Annotated in this window: 17 protein-coding genes; 5 read left to right on the forward strand and 12 right to left on the reverse strand. The window is 72.2% G+C overall.

Annotation, left to right across the window (positions count from 1 at the left end; genetic code table 11):
- Positions 1-97: 97 nt before the first annotated feature.
- The 3 genes from DEJ23_RS04225 to DEJ23_RS04235 all read right to left on the reverse strand — a co-directional run bounded on the left by DEJ23_RS04225 (position 98) and on the right by DEJ23_RS04235 (position 3,379).
- Positions 98-826, reverse strand: a complete 729-nt coding sequence (locus tag DEJ23_RS04225) for a hypothetical protein (RefSeq protein WP_111238986.1) — start codon at positions 824-826, stop codon at positions 98-100.
- A gap of 95 nt (positions 827-921) precedes the next feature.
- Entirely contained in the window at positions 922-2,064 is a 1,143-nt protein-coding gene (locus DEJ23_RS04230) for a glycosyltransferase family 1 protein (protein WP_111238987.1), read from the reverse strand.
- 79 nt (positions 2,065-2,143) lie between these two features.
- Positions 2,144-3,379: an acyltransferase gene (locus tag DEJ23_RS04235; RefSeq protein ID WP_111238988.1), complete on the reverse strand. Its 1,236-nt coding sequence runs from the start codon at positions 3,377-3,379 to the stop codon at positions 2,144-2,146.
- A 113-nt stretch (positions 3,380-3,492) separates the two neighbouring features.
- Here DEJ23_RS04235 and DEJ23_RS04240 point away from each other — a divergent pair, with 113 nt between their 5' ends.
- Positions 3,493-5,379, forward strand: coding sequence for a hypothetical protein (locus DEJ23_RS04240; RefSeq protein WP_146240188.1), 1,887 nt, complete (start codon positions 3,493-3,495; stop codon positions 5,377-5,379).
- A gap of 121 nt (positions 5,380-5,500) precedes the next feature.
- Here DEJ23_RS04240 and rfbD read toward each other — a convergent pair whose 3' ends face one another.
- The 3 genes from rfbD to DEJ23_RS04255 form a co-directional block, all read right to left on the reverse strand.
- Positions 5,501-6,352, reverse strand: coding sequence for a dTDP-4-dehydrorhamnose reductase (gene rfbD, locus DEJ23_RS04245; RefSeq protein ID WP_111238990.1), 852 nt, complete (start codon positions 6,350-6,352; stop codon positions 5,501-5,503).
- Entirely contained in the window at positions 6,349-7,335 is a 987-nt protein-coding gene (gene rfbB, locus DEJ23_RS04250) for a dTDP-glucose 4,6-dehydratase (protein WP_111238991.1), read from the reverse strand. The genes rfbD and rfbB overlap by 4 nt, the downstream gene beginning before the upstream one ends.
- A gap of 86 nt (positions 7,336-7,421) precedes the next feature.
- Positions 7,422-8,363: a glycosyltransferase family 2 protein gene (locus tag DEJ23_RS04255; RefSeq protein WP_111238992.1), complete on the reverse strand. Its 942-nt coding sequence runs from the start codon at positions 8,361-8,363 to the stop codon at positions 7,422-7,424.
- A gap of 126 nt (positions 8,364-8,489) precedes the next feature.
- On the opposite strand from DEJ23_RS04255, the gene DEJ23_RS04260 reads away from it, so the two are divergent.
- From DEJ23_RS04260 to DEJ23_RS04275, 4 genes are all read left to right on the forward strand, one after another.
- On the forward strand, positions 8,490-9,590 hold the full coding sequence (locus DEJ23_RS04260) for a hypothetical protein (protein ID WP_111238993.1): 1,101 nt from the start codon (positions 8,490-8,492) through the stop codon (positions 9,588-9,590).
- A gap of 110 nt (positions 9,591-9,700) precedes the next feature.
- Positions 9,701-10,309: a dTDP-4-dehydrorhamnose 3,5-epimerase family protein gene (locus DEJ23_RS04265; protein WP_111238994.1), complete on the forward strand. Its 609-nt coding sequence runs from the start codon at positions 9,701-9,703 to the stop codon at positions 10,307-10,309.
- Positions 10,310-10,325: 16 nt separating this feature from the next.
- Positions 10,326-11,189 carry a glucose-1-phosphate thymidylyltransferase RfbA gene (gene rfbA / locus DEJ23_RS04270; protein ID WP_111238995.1) on the forward strand — a complete coding sequence of 288 codons (864 nt, stop codon included), beginning with the start codon at positions 10,326-10,328 and terminating at the stop codon, positions 11,187-11,189.
- A 1-nt stretch (position 11,190) separates the two neighbouring features.
- Positions 11,191-13,209 (forward strand): glycosyltransferase, encoded by a 2,019-nt coding sequence (locus tag DEJ23_RS04275; protein ID WP_111238996.1) that lies wholly within the window; start codon positions 11,191-11,193, stop codon positions 13,207-13,209.
- 130 nt (positions 13,210-13,339) lie between these two features.
- Here DEJ23_RS04275 and DEJ23_RS04280 read toward each other — a convergent pair whose 3' ends face one another.
- The 6 genes from DEJ23_RS04280 to DEJ23_RS04305 form a co-directional block, all read right to left on the reverse strand.
- Positions 13,340-14,464 carry a glycosyltransferase family 2 protein gene (locus tag DEJ23_RS04280; RefSeq protein ID WP_111238997.1) on the reverse strand — a complete coding sequence of 375 codons (1,125 nt, stop codon included), beginning with the start codon at positions 14,462-14,464 and terminating at the stop codon, positions 13,340-13,342.
- 61 nt (positions 14,465-14,525) lie between these two features.
- On the reverse strand, positions 14,526-15,419 hold the full coding sequence (locus DEJ23_RS04285; RefSeq protein ID WP_258375242.1) for a glycosyltransferase family 2 protein: 894 nt from the start codon (positions 15,417-15,419) through the stop codon (positions 14,526-14,528).
- Positions 15,416-16,543, reverse strand: a complete 1,128-nt coding sequence (locus DEJ23_RS04290; RefSeq protein WP_220034178.1) for a glycosyltransferase family 1 protein — start codon at positions 16,541-16,543, stop codon at positions 15,416-15,418. Before DEJ23_RS04290 ends, DEJ23_RS04285 begins: the two co-directional genes overlap by 4 nt.
- A gap of 1 nt (position 16,544) precedes the next feature.
- A complete protein-coding gene (locus DEJ23_RS04295; protein ID WP_111238999.1) occupies positions 16,545-17,792 on the reverse strand; it encodes an ABC transporter ATP-binding protein in 1,248 nt (415 codons plus the stop codon).
- A 3-nt stretch (positions 17,793-17,795) separates the two neighbouring features.
- On the reverse strand, positions 17,796-18,692 hold the full coding sequence (locus DEJ23_RS04300; RefSeq protein WP_111239000.1) for an ABC transporter permease: 897 nt from the start codon (positions 18,690-18,692) through the stop codon (positions 17,796-17,798).
- Positions 18,693-18,783: 91 nt separating this feature from the next.
- Entirely contained in the window at positions 18,784-21,351 is a 2,568-nt protein-coding gene (locus tag DEJ23_RS04305; RefSeq protein WP_111239001.1) for a glycosyltransferase, read from the reverse strand.
- Between the last annotated feature and the right edge of the window lie 102 nt (positions 21,352-21,453).

Below are 21,453 nucleotides of genomic sequence, written 5' to 3' on the forward strand. Positions count from 1 at the left end.
GCGCGGCCCTGACCCCGCGCGCGGCCAGCGTAGCCGCCCGGTCGGTCGGCGTCGAGGGAGCTGGTCACCGATGCGTCCGGCGGCTCAGCCCCCGGGGTCAGCCGGCAGCGACGGCGCCCGAGACCGCGTCGACCCGCACGCGCTTCGTCGCCCCGTCCACGGACAGGGTCGCGCTCCACACGGGCGCAGCGGCGGTCCCGCCGAGGGCCAGTGCGCGCAGCGACGCCCCCGACGCCGAGGCGAGCGCCCGGTCGACGGCCGTCTCGGCGTCCACGCGGGCTGCGGCGGCCCGGGCGGCGTCCGCAGCCTTCGTCGCGGCGTCGGAGTCCTTCGGGAACGGACCGGAGGTGACACGTCCGAGTGCGACCGAGACGACGGACTGCGTCCGTGAGCCGTCGGGCCCGACCACGACCACCGTCCAATCGTCGCCGGACCCGGCGATCGAGACGACCGATCCGCCACCGGCGGCCGCGATGCCCTGCTGCGTGACCGTGGACCAGTCGACGGAGGCCGGCGCCCCCGCACCGCTGCCGTTGCCGGTGCCGGTCCCCGAACCGTCGGTCGGCGCGTCGCCGTCCGTCGGGGCGCCGGTCGCTCCGCCGTCGGTGGACGCTCCCGTGCCGCCGTCGGTGGGTGTCCCGGTCGCGGCCGGGGTCGAGGGCGCGGGCTGGGTCGTCGGGGTCGCGCGCGGGGTCGCCGACGCACTCGGCGACCGGGTCGGGGTCGGTGCGGGATCGCCCGAGCAGGCGGCGAGGCCCATGGTCAGGACGAGCCCGAGCCCGAGGGCGGCTGCGGAGCGGGACGGTGCGGGGCGGCGACGGGACATGGTCCGATCCTGACAGGTGGTGCCCACCAGGACGCCAACGACACGGAGGGTCCCGGCTCGGTGCCGGGCTCGGGCGGCTCCGCGGAGGTCAGAGGTCAGAGGTCGGCGTGGAGCTGCCAGGTCTCCTGCGCCGAGTCGTGCCAGCTGAACATCCGAGCGCGGTCCGGACCGGCGACGGCGAGCTGCTCGGCGAGGAGCCGGTCGTTCACCACCTGGAAGACCGCCTGGGCGAGGCGCTCCGGGTAGGACTCGAGCGGTGCCGACCGGACGGACACCGCCGCGTCGGACGCGACCTCGCTCACCGCGGCGTCGTCGGAGTGGATCACGGGGGTGCCGAAGCTCATCGCCTCGACCACCGGCAGGCCGAAGCCCTCGACGAGGCTCGGGAAGACGAAGACCGTCGCCCGGTCGTAGGCGACCGCGAGGTCGGCGTCGTCGACCCGGCCGAGCACCTTCACGCGCTCGGGCGCCAACCCCGCCTCCTGCGCCGTGGTGAACACGTCCACGTCGCCCCAGCCGTCCGGTCCGGCCACCACGAGGGGGATGTCCTGTGGAGCGTCGGGGTGCGCCAGTGCGCGGATGAGGTGCTGGAGGCCCTTCCGCGGTTCGAGCGTCCCCACGGCGAGGACGTACCGGTCCGGCAGACCCAGTCGTTCGGCGCGCAGGTCCGCGTCGACCGGCACGAGGAGCCTGCCGCTCGGCGCGCCACCGATGACCCGCAGACGGTCGTCGAAGCGGTGGACGTCGTTGAGTGCCGCGGCGACCGCGTGCGTCGGCACCACGACCGCGTCGGCGTGGCGGAACGCCCGCTTCACCATGGCCTTGTGGAAGTGGACGCCCCGCGGCGTCAGGGTCTCCGGGTTCGTCCACGGCACGGTGTCGTGCACGGTCACGACGGTCTGGCGACCCGGCTCCAACGACCGGTCGTGCTTGACGAGCGGGGCGAGGACGCTCGGGGCGTGCACCATCCCGTGCGATGCCCCGTGCGCGAGACCGGCCTGCCACGCGAGGGAGAGCTCGCGCCGGGGGAGGGCGAGCTGCTCGAGGTCGGCCAGCCCGGGCAGCAGGGTCCGGAGCCGGGACACCTCGGCCGGGGCCGACCGGGACACGATCCCCTCGACGTCGCAGCCGGCCGGCGCGGTCGCGATCAGCTGTCGCGTGAGTTCCTCGGCGTAGCGCCCGATCCCACCGGGTACCGGAGCGATCACCTGGTCCAGCATCACGCGGAGAGTGGTCACGGGGCGCTCCTCGGTCGGGTCCTGGACGGAATGGTCGACACTACCAGGGTGCTGCTGGCCGACCGCGGACGGGCGGGCGTCAGCGGTTCCCGCCGGGTGACACCGACTGGTCGGGCTCCGTCATGACCCCGACCTCGGGCTCAGGTCGACCCCGCCGGCCCGCGGCCGCCGCGTGCTGCTGTCGACGGTTGAGGAACCGGCGCTCGACGAGCCACCAGAAGAGCACGCAGAGGGCCAGGACGACCGGGACGACGCCGAGGACCATCGCGAGGAACTGCCACTTCGGGTAGAGGTCCAGCGGCAGGAGCAGCAGGTTGCCGAGTCCGAGCAGGGGGCTGTGCACGAGGTAGACGCTGTAGGACACCAGTCCGGCGAGGACGAAGGGCCGCCACCCGAGGAAGCGTGCGAGCCAGGTGTGCCGTCCGACCACGGCGCGCGTACCGAGCCACGTGAGCAGGACACCGACGAAGACCCCGGCGACGACCTCGGACGGCCAGGTCTGGTGCTGGTAGTAGTCGCGGTGGGTGAAGAAGAGCACGAGCACGCCGGCGAGCAGCACGAGCACGAACCAGCCGGAGGGCCCTCGGGTCGACCGCCCGCGGAGGCCGTCCTGCCGGTCCCGAGCGGCCACGGTGAGCTCCGCGGCGAGCATGCCGACCGCGAAGAGACCGACGAACCAGGGGTGCACCCACGAGTAGCGGCTCTCGCTGCCCATCCAGACGCCGATGAGCAGCAGGCCCGACGTCGTCGCCCACCCGCCGACGAGGCGCCAGAGCGGGAGGATGAGGAACGGCATGAGGAAGTAGATCTGCCACTCGACCGCGACGCTCCACATCGGGCCGTCGATCTTGCCGATGTACTGGGGGAAGAAGTCGTGCACCAGGAAGACGTGGGTGAGGAAGGTGCCCCACCCCATCGGGAGCTTGGTGTCCCACTGCGTGCCGCCCGGCTGACCGAGCACGGGCACGACGAGGATGAGGACGGCGAAGAGCACGAGCGCGACCCAGTACGGCGGGATGATGCGGCGCGCCCGTCGCTTGATGAAGCCCCAGATGCCGCCCGGGATCCGGTACCCGTCGAAGCGGGTGAGCACGGGGAGCATGAGCACGTACCCGGAGAGCACGATGAAGACCGGCACGCCGAGGTAGCCCCACCCGATGACGGGTCGGAGCCACGGCAGCTCGGTGGGCCCCGTCCCGGTGGTGCCCGTGAAGAGGTAGGCGTGGTAGAACACGACCGCCAGGGCGGAGAGGCCCCGGAGGCCGTCGAGGTAGGGGAACTCCAGACGGCCGGTGGCCTGACCAGGTGCAGTCAACGGTGGTCCTCAGGGTCGTCGTACAGGTCGAGTCAGTCTCGCACACGACCCGGGACCGAGCGTTGCTCGGGTCGGTGCCCGTGCCGCTCCTCGGGGATGCGATGATGGAGTCCGTGACTGTCACCGACCCGGCCACTGCCCCTGCCGTCCTCGACGAAGCGGACGCCCCGGATCCCGTCCCGGCCCGTCGCCGCGGCGGACGCGTGGTCGTCCACCTGGCGGTCCTCGCCGTCGTGCTCGTGGTGGCCGTCGTCCTCGTCGCACTCGTCGCCTACCGACAGCGTCTCGCGATCACGAACGTCGACGGCATCTCCTACATGTCGATCGCGCGGCAGTACGCGACCGGGGACTTCGCCGATGCCGTGAACGCCTACTGGTCGCCAGCCGTCTCCTGGCTCATGGCCCCCCTCGTGGCGCTCGGCCTCGGTCTCCAGACCGCCTTCGGCGCGGTCAACACCGCGGCCGCCGCCGTGGTGGTCGGTGTCGGCGGCTGGCTCGCCTGGTCGCAGACCCGCCGGCTGGTGCCGCCGCTCTTCTACATGGTGACCGTGACGCCGGCGCTCATGTCGGCCGTGCCCGCGCAGACCCCCGACCTGCTCGTCGTCGCCTGGTTCCTCTGCTTCCTGTGGGCGCTCCGGACGGCGGACCGCTCCCTCGTCGGTCCGCTGCGCGGGCGGATCGCCGCGGGCGCCGTCCTCGGTGCGGTCGGGGCCGTCGGGTACTTCGTCAAGCTCTACACGTTGCCCGTGACGGTCGTCGCCGTGGTGGTCTGGCTGCTCCTGCGGCTCTGGTCCCGCCGGCGACGCGGTGAGCGGGACCGGCGCACCTGGGTCACCCCGGTCGCGGCGGTCGTGGCCTTCGCGGTCGTCGCCGCGCCGTGGGTCGGGGTCCTCAGCGCCAAGTACGAGGGGTTCACGCTCGGGTCCTCGCTGGCGGTGAACTTCGGGTCGAAGTTCGACGACGCCGGGCACGGCAGCGGGTGGCCGTTCCTCCCGGTCCCGCCGAACGACTCCGCGGTGTCGCCGAACGAGGACTTCTCGCCCGACGTGTACGGGCGCGGTCCCCAGGACGACCCGGACCCGCTCCCGACGCCCGAGGTCGCCGGTGCGGCCCCCGCGGCGGATGCACAGGCCGCGCCCCAGGAGGACACTGCCTCGTCCGACGGCGGGATCGTGGCCAAGGCGCGGTACTACCTGCACCAGCGCGTCCTGGCGTTCCCGTTCTACCTCGCCCGCATCTCCGGGTACGCACCGTTCGTCGTCCCGATCGGTCTGCTCTTCGCCGCGGCCGTGACGGTCGGTGTCGTCCGCTTCCGCCGCAACGCGTTCGCGTGCATCGCCGCCGCGACCACCTTCGTCTACTTCCTCGGCTACGCGGGCATCACCTCGGCGGCGAGCCGCGGCGGCAACATCCGCTACTACTGGCCGCTGTTCTACGGGACCGTGCTCCTCGCCGCCCTCATGCTGCCGATGGTGTGGCGGCTCGTCCGGCGCCGTGGCTGGCTGCGGATCGCGGTCACGGTGGTCGCGGTGCTCGCGGTCACGGTCGCCTCGTACTCGCAGAACTGGCTCGGCCGGCAGGCGCCGTTCTACGCCTCCACGTCCAACGGCACGCCGCTCAACGTCTTCGGCCCGACGCCCGTGCCCGAGGTGTCGAGGCTCGCCGACCAGGTCATCGCGGACGGGGCGGTGCCGGCGGACGCCCGGATCATCGGCACGAACTACCGGACCCTGACCTCGCTCGGGTTCCTCATCGACGCGCACGTGTACGGGCGTTCCGCCCAGGGGTACCGGTACGACTCCGAGCCGCAGCGGGAGCTCTTCCTCGACCAGGGCGTGCAGTACTTCGTGCAGTTCGACCCGGTCGGCAGTCCGGAGCGGGACTACTCGTCGGCCGGCACGCTCGTCGGCACCTACGAAGCGACGGTGCCCTGCGCGTCGGACACGTCGTCCGAGTCGCCCATGCCGTGCCGCGTGCAGTTCGTCGAACTCCGGCGCTGACCCCGCCGCACCACGACGAAGGCCCCGCCCCGGAGAACCGGGGCGGGGCCTTCATCGTGGTGCGGTCGGTGCGGCGGGGCCGCGGTGTGGGCCGGGACGGTGACAGCCCGCCGGGCCGATGTCAGGCGCTGAGGACCCCTGCCGCCACCGCGGCGTGCAACGCCTCGCGCCAGTCGCGCATGGGGGGGAGGCCGGCACGACCCCAGGCCTCGTGCCCGAGGACGCTGTAGGCCGGTCGGGGAGCGGGACGGACGAACGCCGAGCTGTCCGTGGGGAGCACGCGCTCCGGGTCGAGGCCGACCTCGTCGAAGATCGCCCTGGTGAAGTCGTACCACGAGGCCTGGCCGCCGTTCGTCCCGTGGTAGACGCCCGCCGGCGCACCCGAGTCGAGCAGCGCGACGATCTGCGCGGCCAGGTCGGCGGTCCAGGTGGGCTGTCCGACCTGGTCCGTCACGACGCTGACCGTGTCGTGCGAGGCGGCCAGCCGCACCATCGTCTTGGCGAAGTTGGGGCCGCCGGCACCGTAGAGCCATGCCGTGCGCACGATGTACGAGGAGTCGGGAGCGATGGTCCGGACCGCTCCCTCACCGGCGGCCTTCGTCCGGCCGTACGCGCCGAGGGGGCGGGTCGGCTCGTCCTCGGCGTACGGAGCGGTGCCGGTGCCGTCGAACACGTAGTCCGTCGACACCTGGACGAGCCGCGCACCCGCCGCCGCGGTGGCGGTGGCGAGCACCGCCGCGCCCCGGGCGTTCACGGCGAAGGCCGCGTCCTCGTGGGACTCGGCGTCGTCGACCTTCGTGTAGGCGGCGGCGTTGACGACGACGTCGTGTCCCGCGACCGCGTCGGTGACGGCGGCCTGGTCGGTGACGTCGAGGTCGGCACGGGTCAACGCCGTGACCGCACGCCCGCCGAGCGCACGCTGGAGGTCCTGGCCGAGCATGCCGGCGGCGCCGGTGACGAGGTACCGGGTCATGCGATTGCCGCGCGCTCCTTGAGCGGCTCCCACCACGCGCGGTTGTCGCGGTACCACTGCACGACGTCGGCGAGCCCCTGCTCGAACGGGACGAGCGGCTCGTAGCCGAGCTCGGCCTGGATCTTCGAGATGTCGACGGAGTAGCGCAGGTCGTGGCCGAGCCGGTCGGCCACGCGGTCGACGTACGACCAGTCCTTGCCGGTCGCGTCGAGCAGGAGCTGCGTGAGCTCCTTGTTGGTGAGCTCGGTGCCGCCACCGATGTTGTAGGTCTCGCCCGCGCGACCGCGGGTGAGGACCATCGCGATGCCGCGCGTGTGGTCGTCCACGTGCAGCCAGTCGCGCACGTTGTCGCCCTCGCCGTAGAGCGGCACGTGCCGGTCGTCGATGAGGTTCGTGACGAACAGCGGGATGACCTTCTCGGGGAAGTGGTACGGCCCGTAGTTGTTGGAGCACCGGGTGATCGACAGGTCCAGCCCGTGCGTCCGGTGGTAGCTGCGCGCGAGCAGGTCGCTGCCCGCCTTCGACGCCGAGTACGGCGAGTTCGGCTCGAGCGGACGGTCCTCGGTCCACGAGCCCTCGCTGATCGAGCCGTACACCTCGTCCGTGGAGACGTGGACGAAGCGGTCGGTGCCGTGGCGGAGCGCGGCGTCGAGCAGGCGCTGGGTGCCCACGACGTTGGTCTCGACGAAGATCCCGGAGTCGCGGACGGAGCGGTCGACGTGCGACTCCGCGGCGAAGTGCACGATCGCGTCGACGCCGGGGACGACCTCGTCCAGCTTCGCGGCGTCACGGATGTCGCCCTGCACGAACGTGTACCGCGGTGAGTCCGCCACCGGCGCGAGGTTCTCGAGGTTGCCCGAGTAGGTCAGTGCGTCGTAGACGACGACCTCGGAGCCCTCGAGCCCCGGGTAGGCGTCCTCGAGGGTCCGACGGACGAAGTTCGAGCCGATGAACCCGGCCCCTCCGGTGACGAGGATCTTCACGCTTGGTTTCCTTTTCGTGGCCGATGTGCGTCGGCCACGAGGAGCCGACGGCGGTCGGGGTCGAGTGTAGCGGGGGCCGTCCGGGGTCAGTCGCCGTACCGGGCGAGCTTCTGCAGGTCGAGCTGCTCCTCGGCCAGCGTCCGGTTCAGGCGCGTCAGGTCTGCGACGACGCCGATCGTGATCGACAGCAGCGCGCTGATCATGAGCACCATGCCGAGGATGAGCGACTGCAGGTGGTTGCCCCCGCTGTCGGCCCAGAGCAGCACGAGGTAGCGGACGAACGGGATGAGCCCGGCGACGCCGAACACGGCGCTGACCCAGGCGAAGAGCGCCATGGGCCGGTACATGAGGTAGACCCGCGCGATGGCGGACCCCGACTGGAACATGTGCTGCCAGATGTTCTTGAACAGCCGGGACTCCCGCGTCTTCGCGTTCGTCGTGATCGGGATGCTCGCGATGGCCAGGCGCTTGTACCCCGCCTGCACGATCGTCTCCATGCAGTAGCTGAACCGGGTGACGATGTTGAGCCGGATGAGCGAGTACTTCGAGTACGCACGGAAGCCGCTCGCCGCGTCCGGCAGGTCCAGTCCCGCTGCACGGCTGGCGACCCACGACCCGAACCGCTGCATGGCCTTCTTGAAGCCGGAGAAGTGCTCGATCGTCCGCGTCTGTCGGTCGCCGATGACGATGTCGGCCTGTCCGTGCAGGATCGGCTGGACCAGGTCGGCGATCTGCGACTGCGGGTACTGGTTGTCCCCGTCGGTGTTCACGACGATGTCGGCGCCGTGCAGCATCGCGTAGTCCACGCCGTCGCGGAAGGACCGGGCGAGCCCCATGTTGGTCGTGTGACGGACGAAGTGCCGGACGCCGTGCGCCCTCGCGACCTCCACCGTGCGGTCGGTCGAGCCGTCGTCGATGACCAGGACCTCGATCTCGTCGATGCCGGGGATCGAGGTCGGGATGGTCTCGAGGACCGATGGGAGGGTCTGCTCCTCGTTCAGGCAGGGGATCTGGACGAACAGTTTCACGGGTGGTTTGGTCCCTGGGGTCGTCGGCCGGGCTCGTCGCCCGGGGCTTCGCGGAGTGCCGTCGTGGGCACACAGACGTCCGAGTCTATGCGCAAGCACGAGCGGATGTCATGCCACGATGGGGCGATGGCAGCGCTCAGGTCGACCATCGCCCGGCTCCTCGGGCGCAACGGCACCGCCCCGGCCGCGGTCCCGCCGCTCGTGGGCTTCGTGGTGCACGGCGCCGGTGGCGTGCACCCCGCCTCCGCGCACGTGCGCGTGACCGGGCGGATGTCCGCGCTCGCGGCCGAGGGACTCGCGCGCACCGTGCAGGTCGACCCGGTCCGCTGGGCGGACGGCTCGGACACCGCGCACCTCGACGCGATCCTGGTGCAGCGCGACGCCTTCCCCCTCGCGTCACTCGACGCGGCCTTCGCGCGCGCCCGCAGCGAGGGGACCAGGATCGTGGCCGAGGTCGACGACGACTTCTTCACGCCGGAGGCGCGTGCGCGCCTCGCCCGTGCGGAGTACGACCCGGACCGGCTCGCGGCGGTCGGACGCCTCGTCCGGTCGGCCGACGCGGTCGTCGTCGCGACCGAGCGCCTCCGCGACGTGCTCGCCGCCGAGGGCGTCGACGCGGTCGTCGTGCCCAACGGCGTGCAGCCCGGGCTCTGGCCGTCCCGGCCCGCCGAGCCCGCCACGTCCGGCGACCGCCGTGTCCTGTACATGGGGAGCGCGACGCACGATGCGGACCTCGACCTCCTCCGTCCGGTCTTCGAGGACTTCACGACCGACGACGGTCGCCGCGTCCGGCTCGAGGTCGTCGGGGTCACGGGGGACGACGACGCGTGGTTCGACCGGCTCCCGATCCCCGAGGGGGCGACGCACTACCCGGCGTTCGTCGCGTTCCTGGCGGGACAGGCCGACCGGTGGTCCGCCGGGGTCGCGCCGTTGACCGCCGAACGGTTCAACGACGCCAAGAGCGACCTGAAGTTCCTCGAGGTCACGATGCTCGGTCTGCCCTTCGTGGGCTCGGCGCGCCCGTCCTACGCCGGCGCGGACGCGGTCGGCGGACTGCTCGTGGGCGACGACCCGGGCGCCTGGCGCGCCGCGTTGTCGACCGCCATCCGCGAGGGGCCCGACCGGAACCGCCGCGCGCGCGAGCACGTGCTGGCGGAGCGGGTGGTCGCAGCGGGCCGTCCGAACGCGGGGGAACTGGCCTGGCGCCGCGCCCTCGGCGTGGGCTGAGCGGCCAGCGACGGCCAGCGGGCGGCCAGCGACCGGCCGAGGGGCTGCCGCTGCGCGCCCGGCCGGGCCGGCACCGGGACTCGCCGGTGCCTCCTTGCTAGGCTGCCCCGGTGCAGATCCGCGAACTGAAGATCCCCGGCGCGTGGGAGTTCACGCCCGTCCAGCACGGCGACGCACGAGGAGCCTTCCTCGAGGCGTACCGGGCCGACGTGCTCGAGGAGACGGTCGGGCACCCGCTCGACCTCCGCCAGGTGAACATGTCGATCTCCTCGGCCGGCGTCGCCCGGGGCATCCACTACGCCCTCGTCGCGCCGAGCCAGGCGAAGTACGTCACCGCCGTGCGCGGCGCGTTCATCGACTACATCGTCGACATCCGCGTCGGGTCCCCGACGTTCGGCCAGTGGGACAGCGTCCGCATCGACGACGTCGACCGCAAGGCCGTGTACCTGTCCGAGGGGCTCGGCCACGCGATCGTCGCGCTCGAGGACCGGTCCACGGTGAACTACCTGGTCAGCGCGCACTACGACCCGCAGCGCGAGAAGGGGATCACCATCCTCGACCCGACCGTCGGACTCGAGCTCCCCGAGGGCCTCGGTGAGCCGGTGCTCTCGGAGAAGGACACCACGGCGCCGACGCTCGAGCAGGCCGCCGAGCAGGGCCTGCTCCCGACCTACGAGGAAGCGGTGGCGTACACCGAGTCCCTCCGGACGAAGAAGTGAGAGGGGCACAGCACCGATGAAGGGCATCATCCTCGCCGGGGGTTCCGGCACGCGTCTCTGGCCGATCACCAAGGGCATCAGCAAGCAGCTCATGCCGATCTACGACAAGCCGATGGTCTACTACCCGCTGTCGACACTGATGATGGCCGGCATCCGCGAGGTCCTCGTCATCACCACACCGGAGTACAACGAGCAGTTCAAGGCACTGCTCGGCGACGGCTCGACGCTCGGCATGGACATCCAGTACGCGGTGCAGCCGAGCCCGGACGGTCTCGCCCAGGCCTTCGTCATCGGTGAGGACTTCATCGGCGACGACAGCGTCGCCCTCGTGCTCGGCGACAACATCTTCCACGGCACCGGTCTCGGCACGAACCTCCGGAAGAACACGGACGTGCAGGGCGCGACGATCTTCGCGTACCACGTGGCCGATCCGACCGCCTACGGCGTGGTCGAGTTCGACGACGACTTCACGGCGGTCTCCATCGAGGAGAAGCCGACGCAGCCGAAGTCGAACTACGCCGTGCCCGGCCTGTACTTCTACGACAACAAGGTGATCGAGATCGCGAAGACGATCGAGCCGAGCGCGCGTGGCGAGCTCGAGATCTCCACCGTCAACGAGCGCTACCTCGACGCCGGCGAACTCGGCGTGCAGGTGCTCGACCGCGGCACCGCGTGGCTCGACACCGGCACGTTCGAGTCGATGATGCAGGCCTCCGAGTACGTCAAGGTGATCGAGGACCGCCAGGGCTTCAAGATCGGCTGCATCGAGGAGATCGCCTGGCGGAACGGCTGGATCGACGACGCGCAGCTCGCCGAGCTCGCCGCACCGCTCGTGAAGGGCGGCTACGGCGTCTACCTGCAGCAGCTGCTCCGCGGCTGACGTGGCACGTCGCCGCCTGTTCGGCCGAGCCGGCAGCACCCCGCCCACGTCACGGCCGGAGGGCCGGGGCGGGGCCGAGCCGCGCCTCCCGGTCGACATCTCGCTGGTGACCGAGGCGCCCTCGCCGGACACCGACGGCTTCGACGTCGTCGTGACCGTCCGCGAGGCCGCGCACCGGGACGGCGCCCACCGCGCGACGGTCGCGGCCGCCCGGGCGGCGGGCGCCGGCCGGGTGGTCGTGACGGTGTACGACGAGCACGCCGGGCCGCAGAGCACGTACCCGCCGGTCGTCGCCGGCGCCGACCACGTGGTCGCGCGCCCCACCGTCGCCGCCACGTGGGGCGGCGCCGTCGCCGCGGCACGCCCGCTGCTGCGCGCCGCCGTGACGGTGGTGCAGGACACGTCCGTCGAGCTGCCGGAGGGTGCGCTCGCGCGGCTCGTCGCGGCCGTCGGGGGCGGCGCGGGCGCCGACGCCGACGGTCCCGGCGCGAGCGGGACGTCATCGAGCGGGGCGTCAGCGAGCGGGCGCGACCCGCACGGTCGGGGGGCCGTGGTCGCCCTGCCCGTCGTGCGCTCCGGATCCGACGTGGTCGCGAGCGCCGGCGCGGTGCTCGTCCGGGGCGCCGCTCCGGTGGCGTCCCTCCTGCGGGGACACCCCGCCGAGGACGCCGAGGCACTCGCCGGCGTGGGCGGCGCTCCCGGTGGCGGTGGCCCGACCGTCGTCTTCGCGGGCGACGAGCCCTGCTTCGCGGCGCGCACCGCGGCGCTCGCCGTCCCGGTCCGGACCGTCGACACACGGACCGCCGTCGCCCGGCTCACCCGGGACACCGCCGACGCCGCCGACGGCTCCTGCGTCGTGCTGCCGCTCGGCCGGGTGTACCGGACGGCGCCGCTGCGCGCCGGTCGGTACGACGCCGACGCCGCCGACGCGCTCGCGGTGTGGCACGGTCGCACCGACCACACCGCCGGCCGTGCCTACGAGCGCCTCGGTTGGACGGTCGACGCGCGCGGCGCCGACCCGGCAGGAGCCCCGGTGGCGCTGCGGGAGCCGGTGCTGCGTGCGGAGCGCGCCGCCGTCACGGGTGGTCTCGACGTGACCGACCGCGCCGAACGGCTGCGCTGGTCGATCCGGATCGCCGCCCACCCGGGCCCGCGCGGCGACGACTGGGGCGACACGTTCTTCGCGCGGGACCTGGCGCGAGCGCTCCGCGCCCTCGGGCAGGACGTCGTGCTCGACCACCGCGAATCGCACGTCCGACCGTTGTCGGAGCACCTCGACGACGTCGCACTGACCCTGCGCGGGCTCGACGACACCCCGGTCCACCCCACGGCCACGAACGTGCTGTGGGTCATCTCGCACCCCGACCTCGTGTCGGCGGCGGAGCTCGCCCGGTACGACCTGCGCTTCGCCGCCGGCCCGGTGTGGGCATCGCGCGTCTCGTGCGCGACGGGCCTGCCGGTGGCGCCGCTGCTGCAGGCGACGGACCCGGACCGGTTCCACCCGGGGCCGCCGGACGCCGCCTTCCCCGCGCTCGACGCCGCGTTCGTCGGCAAGACGCGCCGGGTCTTCCGCCCCGTGGTCCGCGACGCGGTCGACGCCGGGCTCGACCTGGCCGTGTGGGGCGAGGGCTGGGAGGGCCTGCTGCCGGACGGGGTGCACCGCGGCGTCTTCGTGTCCAACGACGAGCTGCCGGCGCTGTACCGGAGTGCCCGCGTGGTGCTGAACGACCACTGGGACGACATGGCGCGGGACGGGTTCGTGTCGAACCGCCTGTTCGACGCCGCGGCGTCCGGGGCGCTGGTGGTGACGGACCCCGTGCCGGGCGTCGAGGAACTGTTCCACGGCGCGGTGCGTGCCTACACGAGCGTCGAGGAGCTCCGGGAGACCGTGCGGTCGGGGGAGTCGGCGACGCAGGCGGAACGCGCCGAGCGCGGGCGACGGATCGGCTCCGAGCACTCCTTCACCCGGCGGGCGGAGACCCTGCTGGACGCCGTCCGACGCGAGCGCGCGGCGCGCTGACCGCCCGCGGACCGCTGCTTGCCGGCAGAAGCGCGCCGGTACGGGTCCGCACCGGGGTGTAGCGCGGTGCTCCGCGCGGTGTCCGCCGTGCGGTGTCCGCCGTGCGCCGCGGACGGTGCTCCGCGTGTGGTCAGCGCGCGCGGATCCGGCGGGCGACGTTCCCCGCGCGGTCTGCGAGCCGGACGATCCGCCGCGCACGCGTGCGCGCGAGCTCGCCCTCGAGCCGGTGGTTCGCGTCACGCTCGAACTGCACGGTCCGCCGGAGGGTGTCGGCGAGCTCCTCGGCGTCCCGCACGTCGTCCTCGAGCTCGGCGATGCGGGCGTCCCGCGTGGCGACCGCGCGGCCGAGGGACCGGAGGTCCTCCAGTCGTTGCCGTGGGACGACGACCTCGTCCGCCCCGTCGACCGCCGACGACCCGGCTCGTCGCAGGACCTCGGCGATGCCGTCGTCCCGCGTGAACGGTCCGGCAGCGGCCTCCTCGTCGGTGACGAAGCGCAGCGAGAAGACCGGCTCGAGCAGGCCCTCCTGCAACCGGCGGTAGTCGCGCATCCCGTGGTGGCGCGGGCTCGGCGTGAGGTCGGGGTTGTCGTCGTAGGCGCGGCCGGTGACCTCGACGCGGTGCGCGTACTGCGCCCACGACCGCCACGGCAGGTGCAGGACCTCGAGCGCGAGCTCCTCGGGCACCGGGGCACCGTTCGCGACGCTGGCGCGGTGGTTGCCCTGCACGACGGTCACGCCGGGATCCCCGACGTGCACCGTGTTCGCCGTGGGCGGTGCGATGAGCCCGACGGCGCGGAGTTCCTCGATCGAGCGCTCGTCGCGCCAGTGCAGGCGCTCGATGCCGGCACCGGACTCGGCGAGCGCACCGGTCAGGTTGACGACCGGCACGAAGAACGCGCCGACGACCGGGTCGAGCCGTTCGAAGACCTGCCGGACGGTCAGGGAGCGGTCGACGGGGATGATGAACTCGTCGGCGTCCGCGTTGACGACCCAGTCGGCTCCGTGCACCGCGGCGGCGTCGCGCGCCATCTGGGTCACGACGGTGCCCTGCTGCTTGCGGTGGACCGGGTCGTGCCGCAGGTCGACGGTGACGTCGTCGCGCTCGGCGAAGGACTCGAGCAGGGCGGTCGTCCCGTCCACCGAACCGTTGTCGGTGATGACGAAGACGTCGAAGCCCTGGGCGACGTGGTGGTCGAGCCAGGCGGGGATGACGTCCGCTTCGTCGCGGACCATCAGGGTGACGGCGAGGATCATGTGCTGCAATCCGGGTCGGGGGAGGGCGGGTGGGCGTGCTTCCCTGAGAGGTTATCGGGGTTCAGCGCGTCCGCGTGGCACGGGCACGCACGGCCAGGGCCACCCGGAGTGCAGCGCGCAGCGGCCAGAGCCACCACGCAGCGTACTTGCCGGCCAGGAAGCGGTAGGCGCTCTCGTGGTGGGCACGGCGCATGCGGTCCGAGGACCCGCGCGTCGCGGTTCCGCCCACGTGGGTGGCGACCGCCTCGGGCTCGTACACGTTCCGCAGCCCCAGTCGGCCGATGCGCCACCCCAGGTCGACGTCCTCGAAGTACATGAAGTACGCCTCGTCGAACCCGCCGAGCCGGTCGAGCACGTCGCGCCGCACCAGCACGCAGGCACCCGAGAGCCAGCCGGCGTCCCGGCGCACCGTGTGGTCGCCCTCCTGCCGGTACCGCTTCGTCCACGGGTTCCCGGGCCAGACGTTGGCGAACACCGCGTGCCCGAGACCGGTCCGGAGCGAGGGCACGAGCCGGGCCGAGGGGTAGACCTCGCCGTCCGGTTCGAGCAGGCGCGGACCGACGGCTCCGATCCTCGGGTCCGTCGTCGCCGTCTCGAGCATCCGGTCGAGGGCGCCGGGTGCCAGGACGACGTCGGGGTTCGACACGAGCACCCACCGGACGTCGGGGTCCAGCGTGGCCACCGCGCGGTTCACGGCGGCGCCGTACCCGAGGTTCGCACCGACCGGGACGAAGCGCGCCCCGGCGGCCTCGGTGGTCTCCCGCAGCCGGTCGGCGGTCGCGGAGTCGTTGTCGGCGACGACGACGTCGACGACCCGCGTGCTCGCTGCGGCGGTCGACGTGAGGAACGCCGGCAGCACGTCGTCGGAGTTGTACGAGACGGTGACGATCGCGGCCCGCCCGGGGGCGGCGGCGCGGAGCCCGTCGGTGCGGGGCTGGTCGGTGCCGACGCTCACGCGTACACCTCCAGGTGCCGCTCGGCGCAGGCGGCCCATGTGAACGTCGCCGCCCGGTCACGCGCCCGGCGCACCCGGTCCGCACGGACCGCCGACGGGGTGTCGAGCATCGCCGCCAGGGCCTCGAGGATCGCGTCGGTGTCGGGCTCGGTGTAGGTGACCGCGTCGCCGCCGACCTCGGGGATCGCCAACCGTTGGGTCGTGAGCACGTCGCCGCCGGACGCCATGGCCTCGAGCACCGGGAGCCCGAAGCCCTCGCCCGTGCTCGGGTAGGCGGTCACGCGTGCGGCCCCGAGCAGGACGCGCAGCTCCTCGATCGGCAGGTACCCCAGGTACCGCAGGGAGGCGCCGGGCACGTCGCCCGCCGCGGTCAGCTCGGCACGGGCCGCGTCGTCCCAGCCGAGGCCGCCCGCGACGAGCAGCGGCGGCACGCCGTCGCGGCGCTCGCGCAGTCGCCGGTGCGCGGCGACGAGCGCGGGCACCTGCTTGCGGGGCTCGACGGTCCCGAGGAACGCGAGCCAGTCGGTGCTGTCGTCGAGCCCGTGGGCTGCTCGGAACGCGTCCGTCTCGGCCGGCGTCGGGACCCGGAACACGGTGGTGTCGACACCGAGGTGGGCGACGGTCGTCCGACGACGGGGGCGCCCCGCCAGGCGGTCGAGCTCTGCGACCGTCGCCGCGCTGGGCGCGACGGTGGCCCGCGCCCAACGCCGCGCGAGCCGGGTCCAGGTGCGGAAGAACGCCACCTTGAGCCGGGAGTGCGCCGCGGGGTCCGAGAAGAACGTCGCGTCGTGCAGGGTCACGACGGTGCTGGAGGCGTGGGTCACCGGGAACGTGTAGTGCGGACTGTGCAGGACGCTCGCCCCGGTGCGACGGAGCAGCCCGGGCAGACCGACCTGCTCCCAGAGCAGCCGGAGCGGTCGGGACGCGGTCCAGGCCGGGGACGCGTGGTACCGGTGCGTGGGTGCGAGCTCGCGGAGCCACTCGACGTCGTCCGGTTTCGCGACCACGTCGACGCGGACGTCGAGCTCGCCGAGGCCCTGCAGCAGCCCGGCGATGTAGCGCGCGACGCCGCCACGGTTCGGCGGCACCGAGGTGGCGTCGACGAGCACGGGGAGCGCCCGCACGTCAGCGGACCTGGCGCTCGGTGGTCTTCGTCCAGGCGATGCCGGACTGCGTGTCCTCGTCCGCGACGACGAAGCGCGCCGCCTCGCGCTGGATCACGATGTGCTCACCGTTCGGCTTCGCGAGGAAGACGTGGACGAAGTACTGACCGCCGCCGAGGCGCAGGTCGTGGAGGTGCCACTCGACGGTCGCGGCGCCGTCCAGGGGGTCGTGGCGGGTCTGCAGCTGGCGGCTGTCGACGCCGAAGGCGGGGTGACCGAGGTGCGTCTCGATCTTGATGCCGGCTCGCCACTCCGGCAGCAGGGTCGTGTGCGAGAAGGTGGCCCGGACGACCAGGTCGTCCCCGTGCTCGTGCTCGGCGCCGGGCTCCTTGCCCGGGATCTCGAGCTCGACGTGCTCGACCCTGCCCGGGCTCGCCTCGTCCTCGGGGTGGTTCGCCTCGACCTCGGCGACCCGGCGGTCCTCGAGGATCTCGCGGAAGTTCTTCACCGCCAGGCGCGCGGAGCCCTGGAACTTGACCTCGCCGTGGTGCAGGACGACGGCGGAGTCGCACAGTTCCTGCACCTGTCCGAGGGAGTGCGACACGAGGATGATCGTGCGGCCCTGCTCCTGGAACTCGCGGATCTTGTCGAGGCACTTCTTCTGGAACTGCTCGTCGCCGACGGCGAGGACCTCGTCCACGAGCAGGACGTCGGGGTCGGTGTTGATCGCGACGGCGAAGGCCAGTCGCACGTACATGCCCGACGAGTAGAACTTCACCTGCGTGTCGATGAAGTCGCCGATGCCGGAGAACTGCAGGATGTCCTCGAACCGGGCCTCGGTCTCCTCCTGCGTCTGCCCGAGGATCGCCGCGTTGAGGTAGACGTTCTCGCGTCCGGTGAGGTCGGGGTGGAACCCGGCGCCGAGCTCGATGAGCGCCGCCAGCCGCCCGCGCCGTTCGACCGAGCCGGAGCTCGGCTCGAGGATGCCGCCGATCGTCTTGAGCAGGGTCGACTTGCCGGAGCCGTTCGGACCGAGCAGGCCGATCGTGGTGCCCGCGGGGATGTCGAGGCTGACGTCGCGCAGGGCCCAGAAGTCCTCGCTGTGCCGGCGGCCGGCGCGCCCGAGCGTGACGACGCGCTCCTTCAGCGAGTTGTCCTTGCGGATCGTGAACTTCTTCGAGACGTTGCGGACCGTCACGACGTTCGGGGCGTCGGCGAAGGGCGACGTCGGCGAGCCGGCGGCGGTGGTCGTGTCGTTGTCGATGCTCATCGATCAGATCTCCTGGGCGAAGTTGCCCTGCAGCTTGGCGAACACGCGCTGGCACGCGAACAGGGCGACGAGCCCGACGACCGCGGCGATGCCGAGGCGGAGCAGCAGGTGCTCGGGGTACTGCGCGTCGTCCCCGGCGGACCAGAAGGCCCGGTGGATGCCGAGCACCGCGAGCGTGATCGGGTTGGACGTGTACAGGGTCAGCAACCACTCCGGAGCGCGGCTGGCGACCATCTGCCAGCTGTAGACGATCGGCGAGCCCCACATGAGCAGGAGCACGAGCACCTCGACGAGGTACTGCATGTCGCGCAGGTACACGTTGAGCGCGGCGAGCAGGAGCGCGAGCGCCGTGGCCCAGATGAGGATCACGATCGTCGCCGGGAAGAAGAACAGCAGGTCGGGGCGCCACCAGGCGAAGCCGCTCTGCAGGACGGCGGCCACGAGCAGCACGACCAGCTGGACGCCGAAGTTGAAGAGTGCGGAGCCGACGCTCGCGAGCGGGTAGATCTCGCGCGGCAGGTACACCTTCTTGATGAGGCCGGCGTTGCTGACGATCGACGCGGTCCCCGACGCGACGATCTCGCTGAACAGGCCGTAGAGCGTCAGCCCGGAGAACACGTAGATCGCGAACTCGGGGATGTTGCGCGAGGCACCGAGGATCTGCCCGAGCACGAAGTAGTAGATGGCGAGCTGCACCAGCGGCCGGATGAGGGTCCAGGCGAAGCCGAGGACGCTGTCCTTGTACCGGGACTTGAGGTCGCGGCGGATCAGCAGGTCGAGCAGCTGTCGGTGCGCGAGGACCTCGCGGACCGACCCCACCACGGCGGACGCGGGGCGGCCCGCGGGGACCATGCGTTCCTGCCGGAGGCGTTCGAACCGCTCGGTGACGATGTTGCTCATGCGTTCCTCTGTGTTCGTGCACTGGGGGTGGTCGTGCACTGGGGCGACGGACAACTGTACATCGCAGCCCCGCGCACCCTCGGTGTGGACGTCAGCGCCCGTTCTTGCTCTCGCGCATGAGCCGCACGCGGTCCTGGACCTTGGCGCGGAGCCCGGAGACGCCGTTCTGTCGCAGGTACCACGTGGCCAGTCGGACGTCCCGGACGACGCCGTGGCGGCTGTTGGCGATCTCGTGGAACTCCATCTCCCGCTGCCGCGCCGGGCTGAGTGCGACGCGGGGCCGGCTCCCCGCCGTGACCGAACCGGCGGGTACGGCCGCGTCGTGCGCGCGGTCCGCGGCCGGCTGCGGGTCCTTGCAGAACTCGACGAGCGGCGCGAGCGCGCGCTCCCAGGTGAAGTCGCTCCGCACGCGTCGCACGGCGTCGCGGGCGGCCTGCGCGGCCTCGGGGTCGTACAGCATCGACTCGAGCGCGGTAGCCAGGGCGTCGACGTCGCGTTCCCGCACCGCGACGCCCATGCCCTCGGCGGCGACGAGGTCCCCGAAGCTGTCACCGTCGGTCGTGACGATCGGCAGGTTCGCCCACATGTAGTCGAGGATGCGGGTGCGGAACGAGAACGTCGTCTCGATGTGCGCGAAGTGCGTGCTCACGCCGGCGTCGGCCTCGAGCAGGTAGTTCTGGCGGTCGTCGAGGGCGACCCACTGCTCGTTGAAGAAGACGTGCTTGCCGGTGAGGCCGAGCTCGTCGCTGATCCGACGGGTCTCGGAGACGATGGCCATCTCGGGGACGTCCGGGTTCGGGTGCGCGACGCCGAGGAAGAACAGCCGGACGTCGTCGTGGCGCTCGGCCACCTGGGCGATCGCACGGACGAGCGACGGGGTGTCGAACCAGTTGTAGATGCCGCCGCCCCAGATGACGACCTTGTCGTCCTCGCCGATGCCCGGGGTGACGCCGCGGATCGCCTTGCGCTCGTGCTGCGGGGGCTTCGAGTCCATGCCGAAGGGTGCGATGGCGATGAGCTTCTCGAGGTTGTCGTCGGCGAGGTAGTTGTCCGGGTTGACCCGGCCGACCGCCGCGAGCTGGCCGAGCCAGAACAGGCGCTGCCGCTCCGAGGCGCACAGGAAGAAGTCGCCGCGCTCGAGCTGGGCGTTGATGACCTCGGTGGTGCTGGTCACCTGGTTGCGCCAGCCGACGTCGCCGTTGTCGCGGGCCTGCTCGAGCTGCTCCAGGTGCATCGGGTCGTACAGGTCGACGACCATGATCTTGTTCGACTTCTGCAGGGTGGTGAAGTGGTGCAGCGCGTAGCCCTGGAAGAAGATGACGTCGGCCCACTCCTCGTGCTCGCGCATCGCCCGCTCGTGCTGGAGCGGCACCCGCGCGACCTCGAAGGCGTCCGACTTGCGGTTCGCGACGTTCCAGGTCACCAGGCGCACGTCGTTGTCGGGGGAGAGCGCCTCGGCGATCTTCCACGCCCGCATGCCCGGTCCGGCCATCTTCTCGCCCAGCGCGTCGCCGGTGATGACGAGGACCTTCGTGCGGTGCATCGGCGCCTCGACGTCGAAGGACTCCAGGATGGCGCGGTAGCCCTCGAGGAAGTAGCCGTCCTCGAACAGCGGCTTGAAGGCGTCGCCGAACAGTCGGAACACGTCCTTGTCGCTCCGGACGCGCTGCGACTGGATCCGCCGGCGCTCCTCCGACAGGCGCGGCAGGTCGGCGACGAACTGGTCGAGCGCGAAGAACCCCGCGACGGTCTCCTTCGCGATCGGCGTCAGCGGGTCGAACTCGTCCGGAGCGCCGGTGAACCGGCGGATGTCGAACTCCTGCGAGTCGCGGCCGCTCTTCGCGACCGCACGGCGGGCGAGGAGCGCGAGCGCGGCGGGCAGGAAGACGCCGAGGTTCTCGTCCGACAGGTTCTTGTAGAGCAGGTGCAGCGCGTTCCGCTCGAGCAGGTACATCTCGCGGTGGTCGCCGAACGACTTCATCGAGCCGTGGTGCTTGTGGTAGACGACCGAGCGCGGCGCGAAGCGGACGCGGTACCCGAGCAGGTTGAGGCGCCAGCCCAGGTCGACGTCGTCGTAGAACATGAAGAGGCCGTCGTCGAAGCCGCCCACCTCGAGGAAGACGTCACGACGGACGAACAGCGCCGAACCCGTCCCGAACAGCAGGTCGCGCGGCTCGTCGAACCGGCCGTCGTCGACCTCGGCGATGTGCGCCTTGTAGCCCATGCCGAACCAGCTGAGGCCCGACTCGACGAAGTCGATCGTGCGCCCCTCCCAGTCGAGGACCTTGCTGGCGACCGCGGCGACGCGCGGACTCGGGGCGAACCCGGCGATGCCCTCCTTCACCCAGTCCGGGTGCGGCTTGGCGTCGTTGTTCAGGAACGCGACCACGTCGCCGGTCGCCTCGCGTGCACCGAGGTTGCTGCCGCCGGTGAAGCCGAGGTTCTCGGGCGAGACGATGATGCGGACGTTCGTCCGGTCGCCGAGCGCCGCGCGGAGCCGTGCTTCGCTGTCGTCGCCGGAGCCGTTCTCCACGACGACGATCTCGAGCCGGTCCACGGGCCAGTCCACCTCGCTCAGGCGGGCGATGCACTCGAGCGTGTCGTCCGTCCCGCGGAAGTTGATGACGACGACGGACACGCGGGGCGCGAAAGTGGACATGGACGAACTCCGTACATCGGCTTGCGGTGGTGCCCTCGGAACGGTGGCCCGGAAAGCGGCACCACTATACCCACGCCCCCTCTGCGAGCCGCGGCGACGCCG

This window comes from Curtobacterium sp. MCSS17_008 (assembly GCF_003234185.1).
Classification (GTDB): domain Bacteria; phylum Actinomycetota; class Actinomycetes; order Actinomycetales; family Microbacteriaceae; genus Curtobacterium.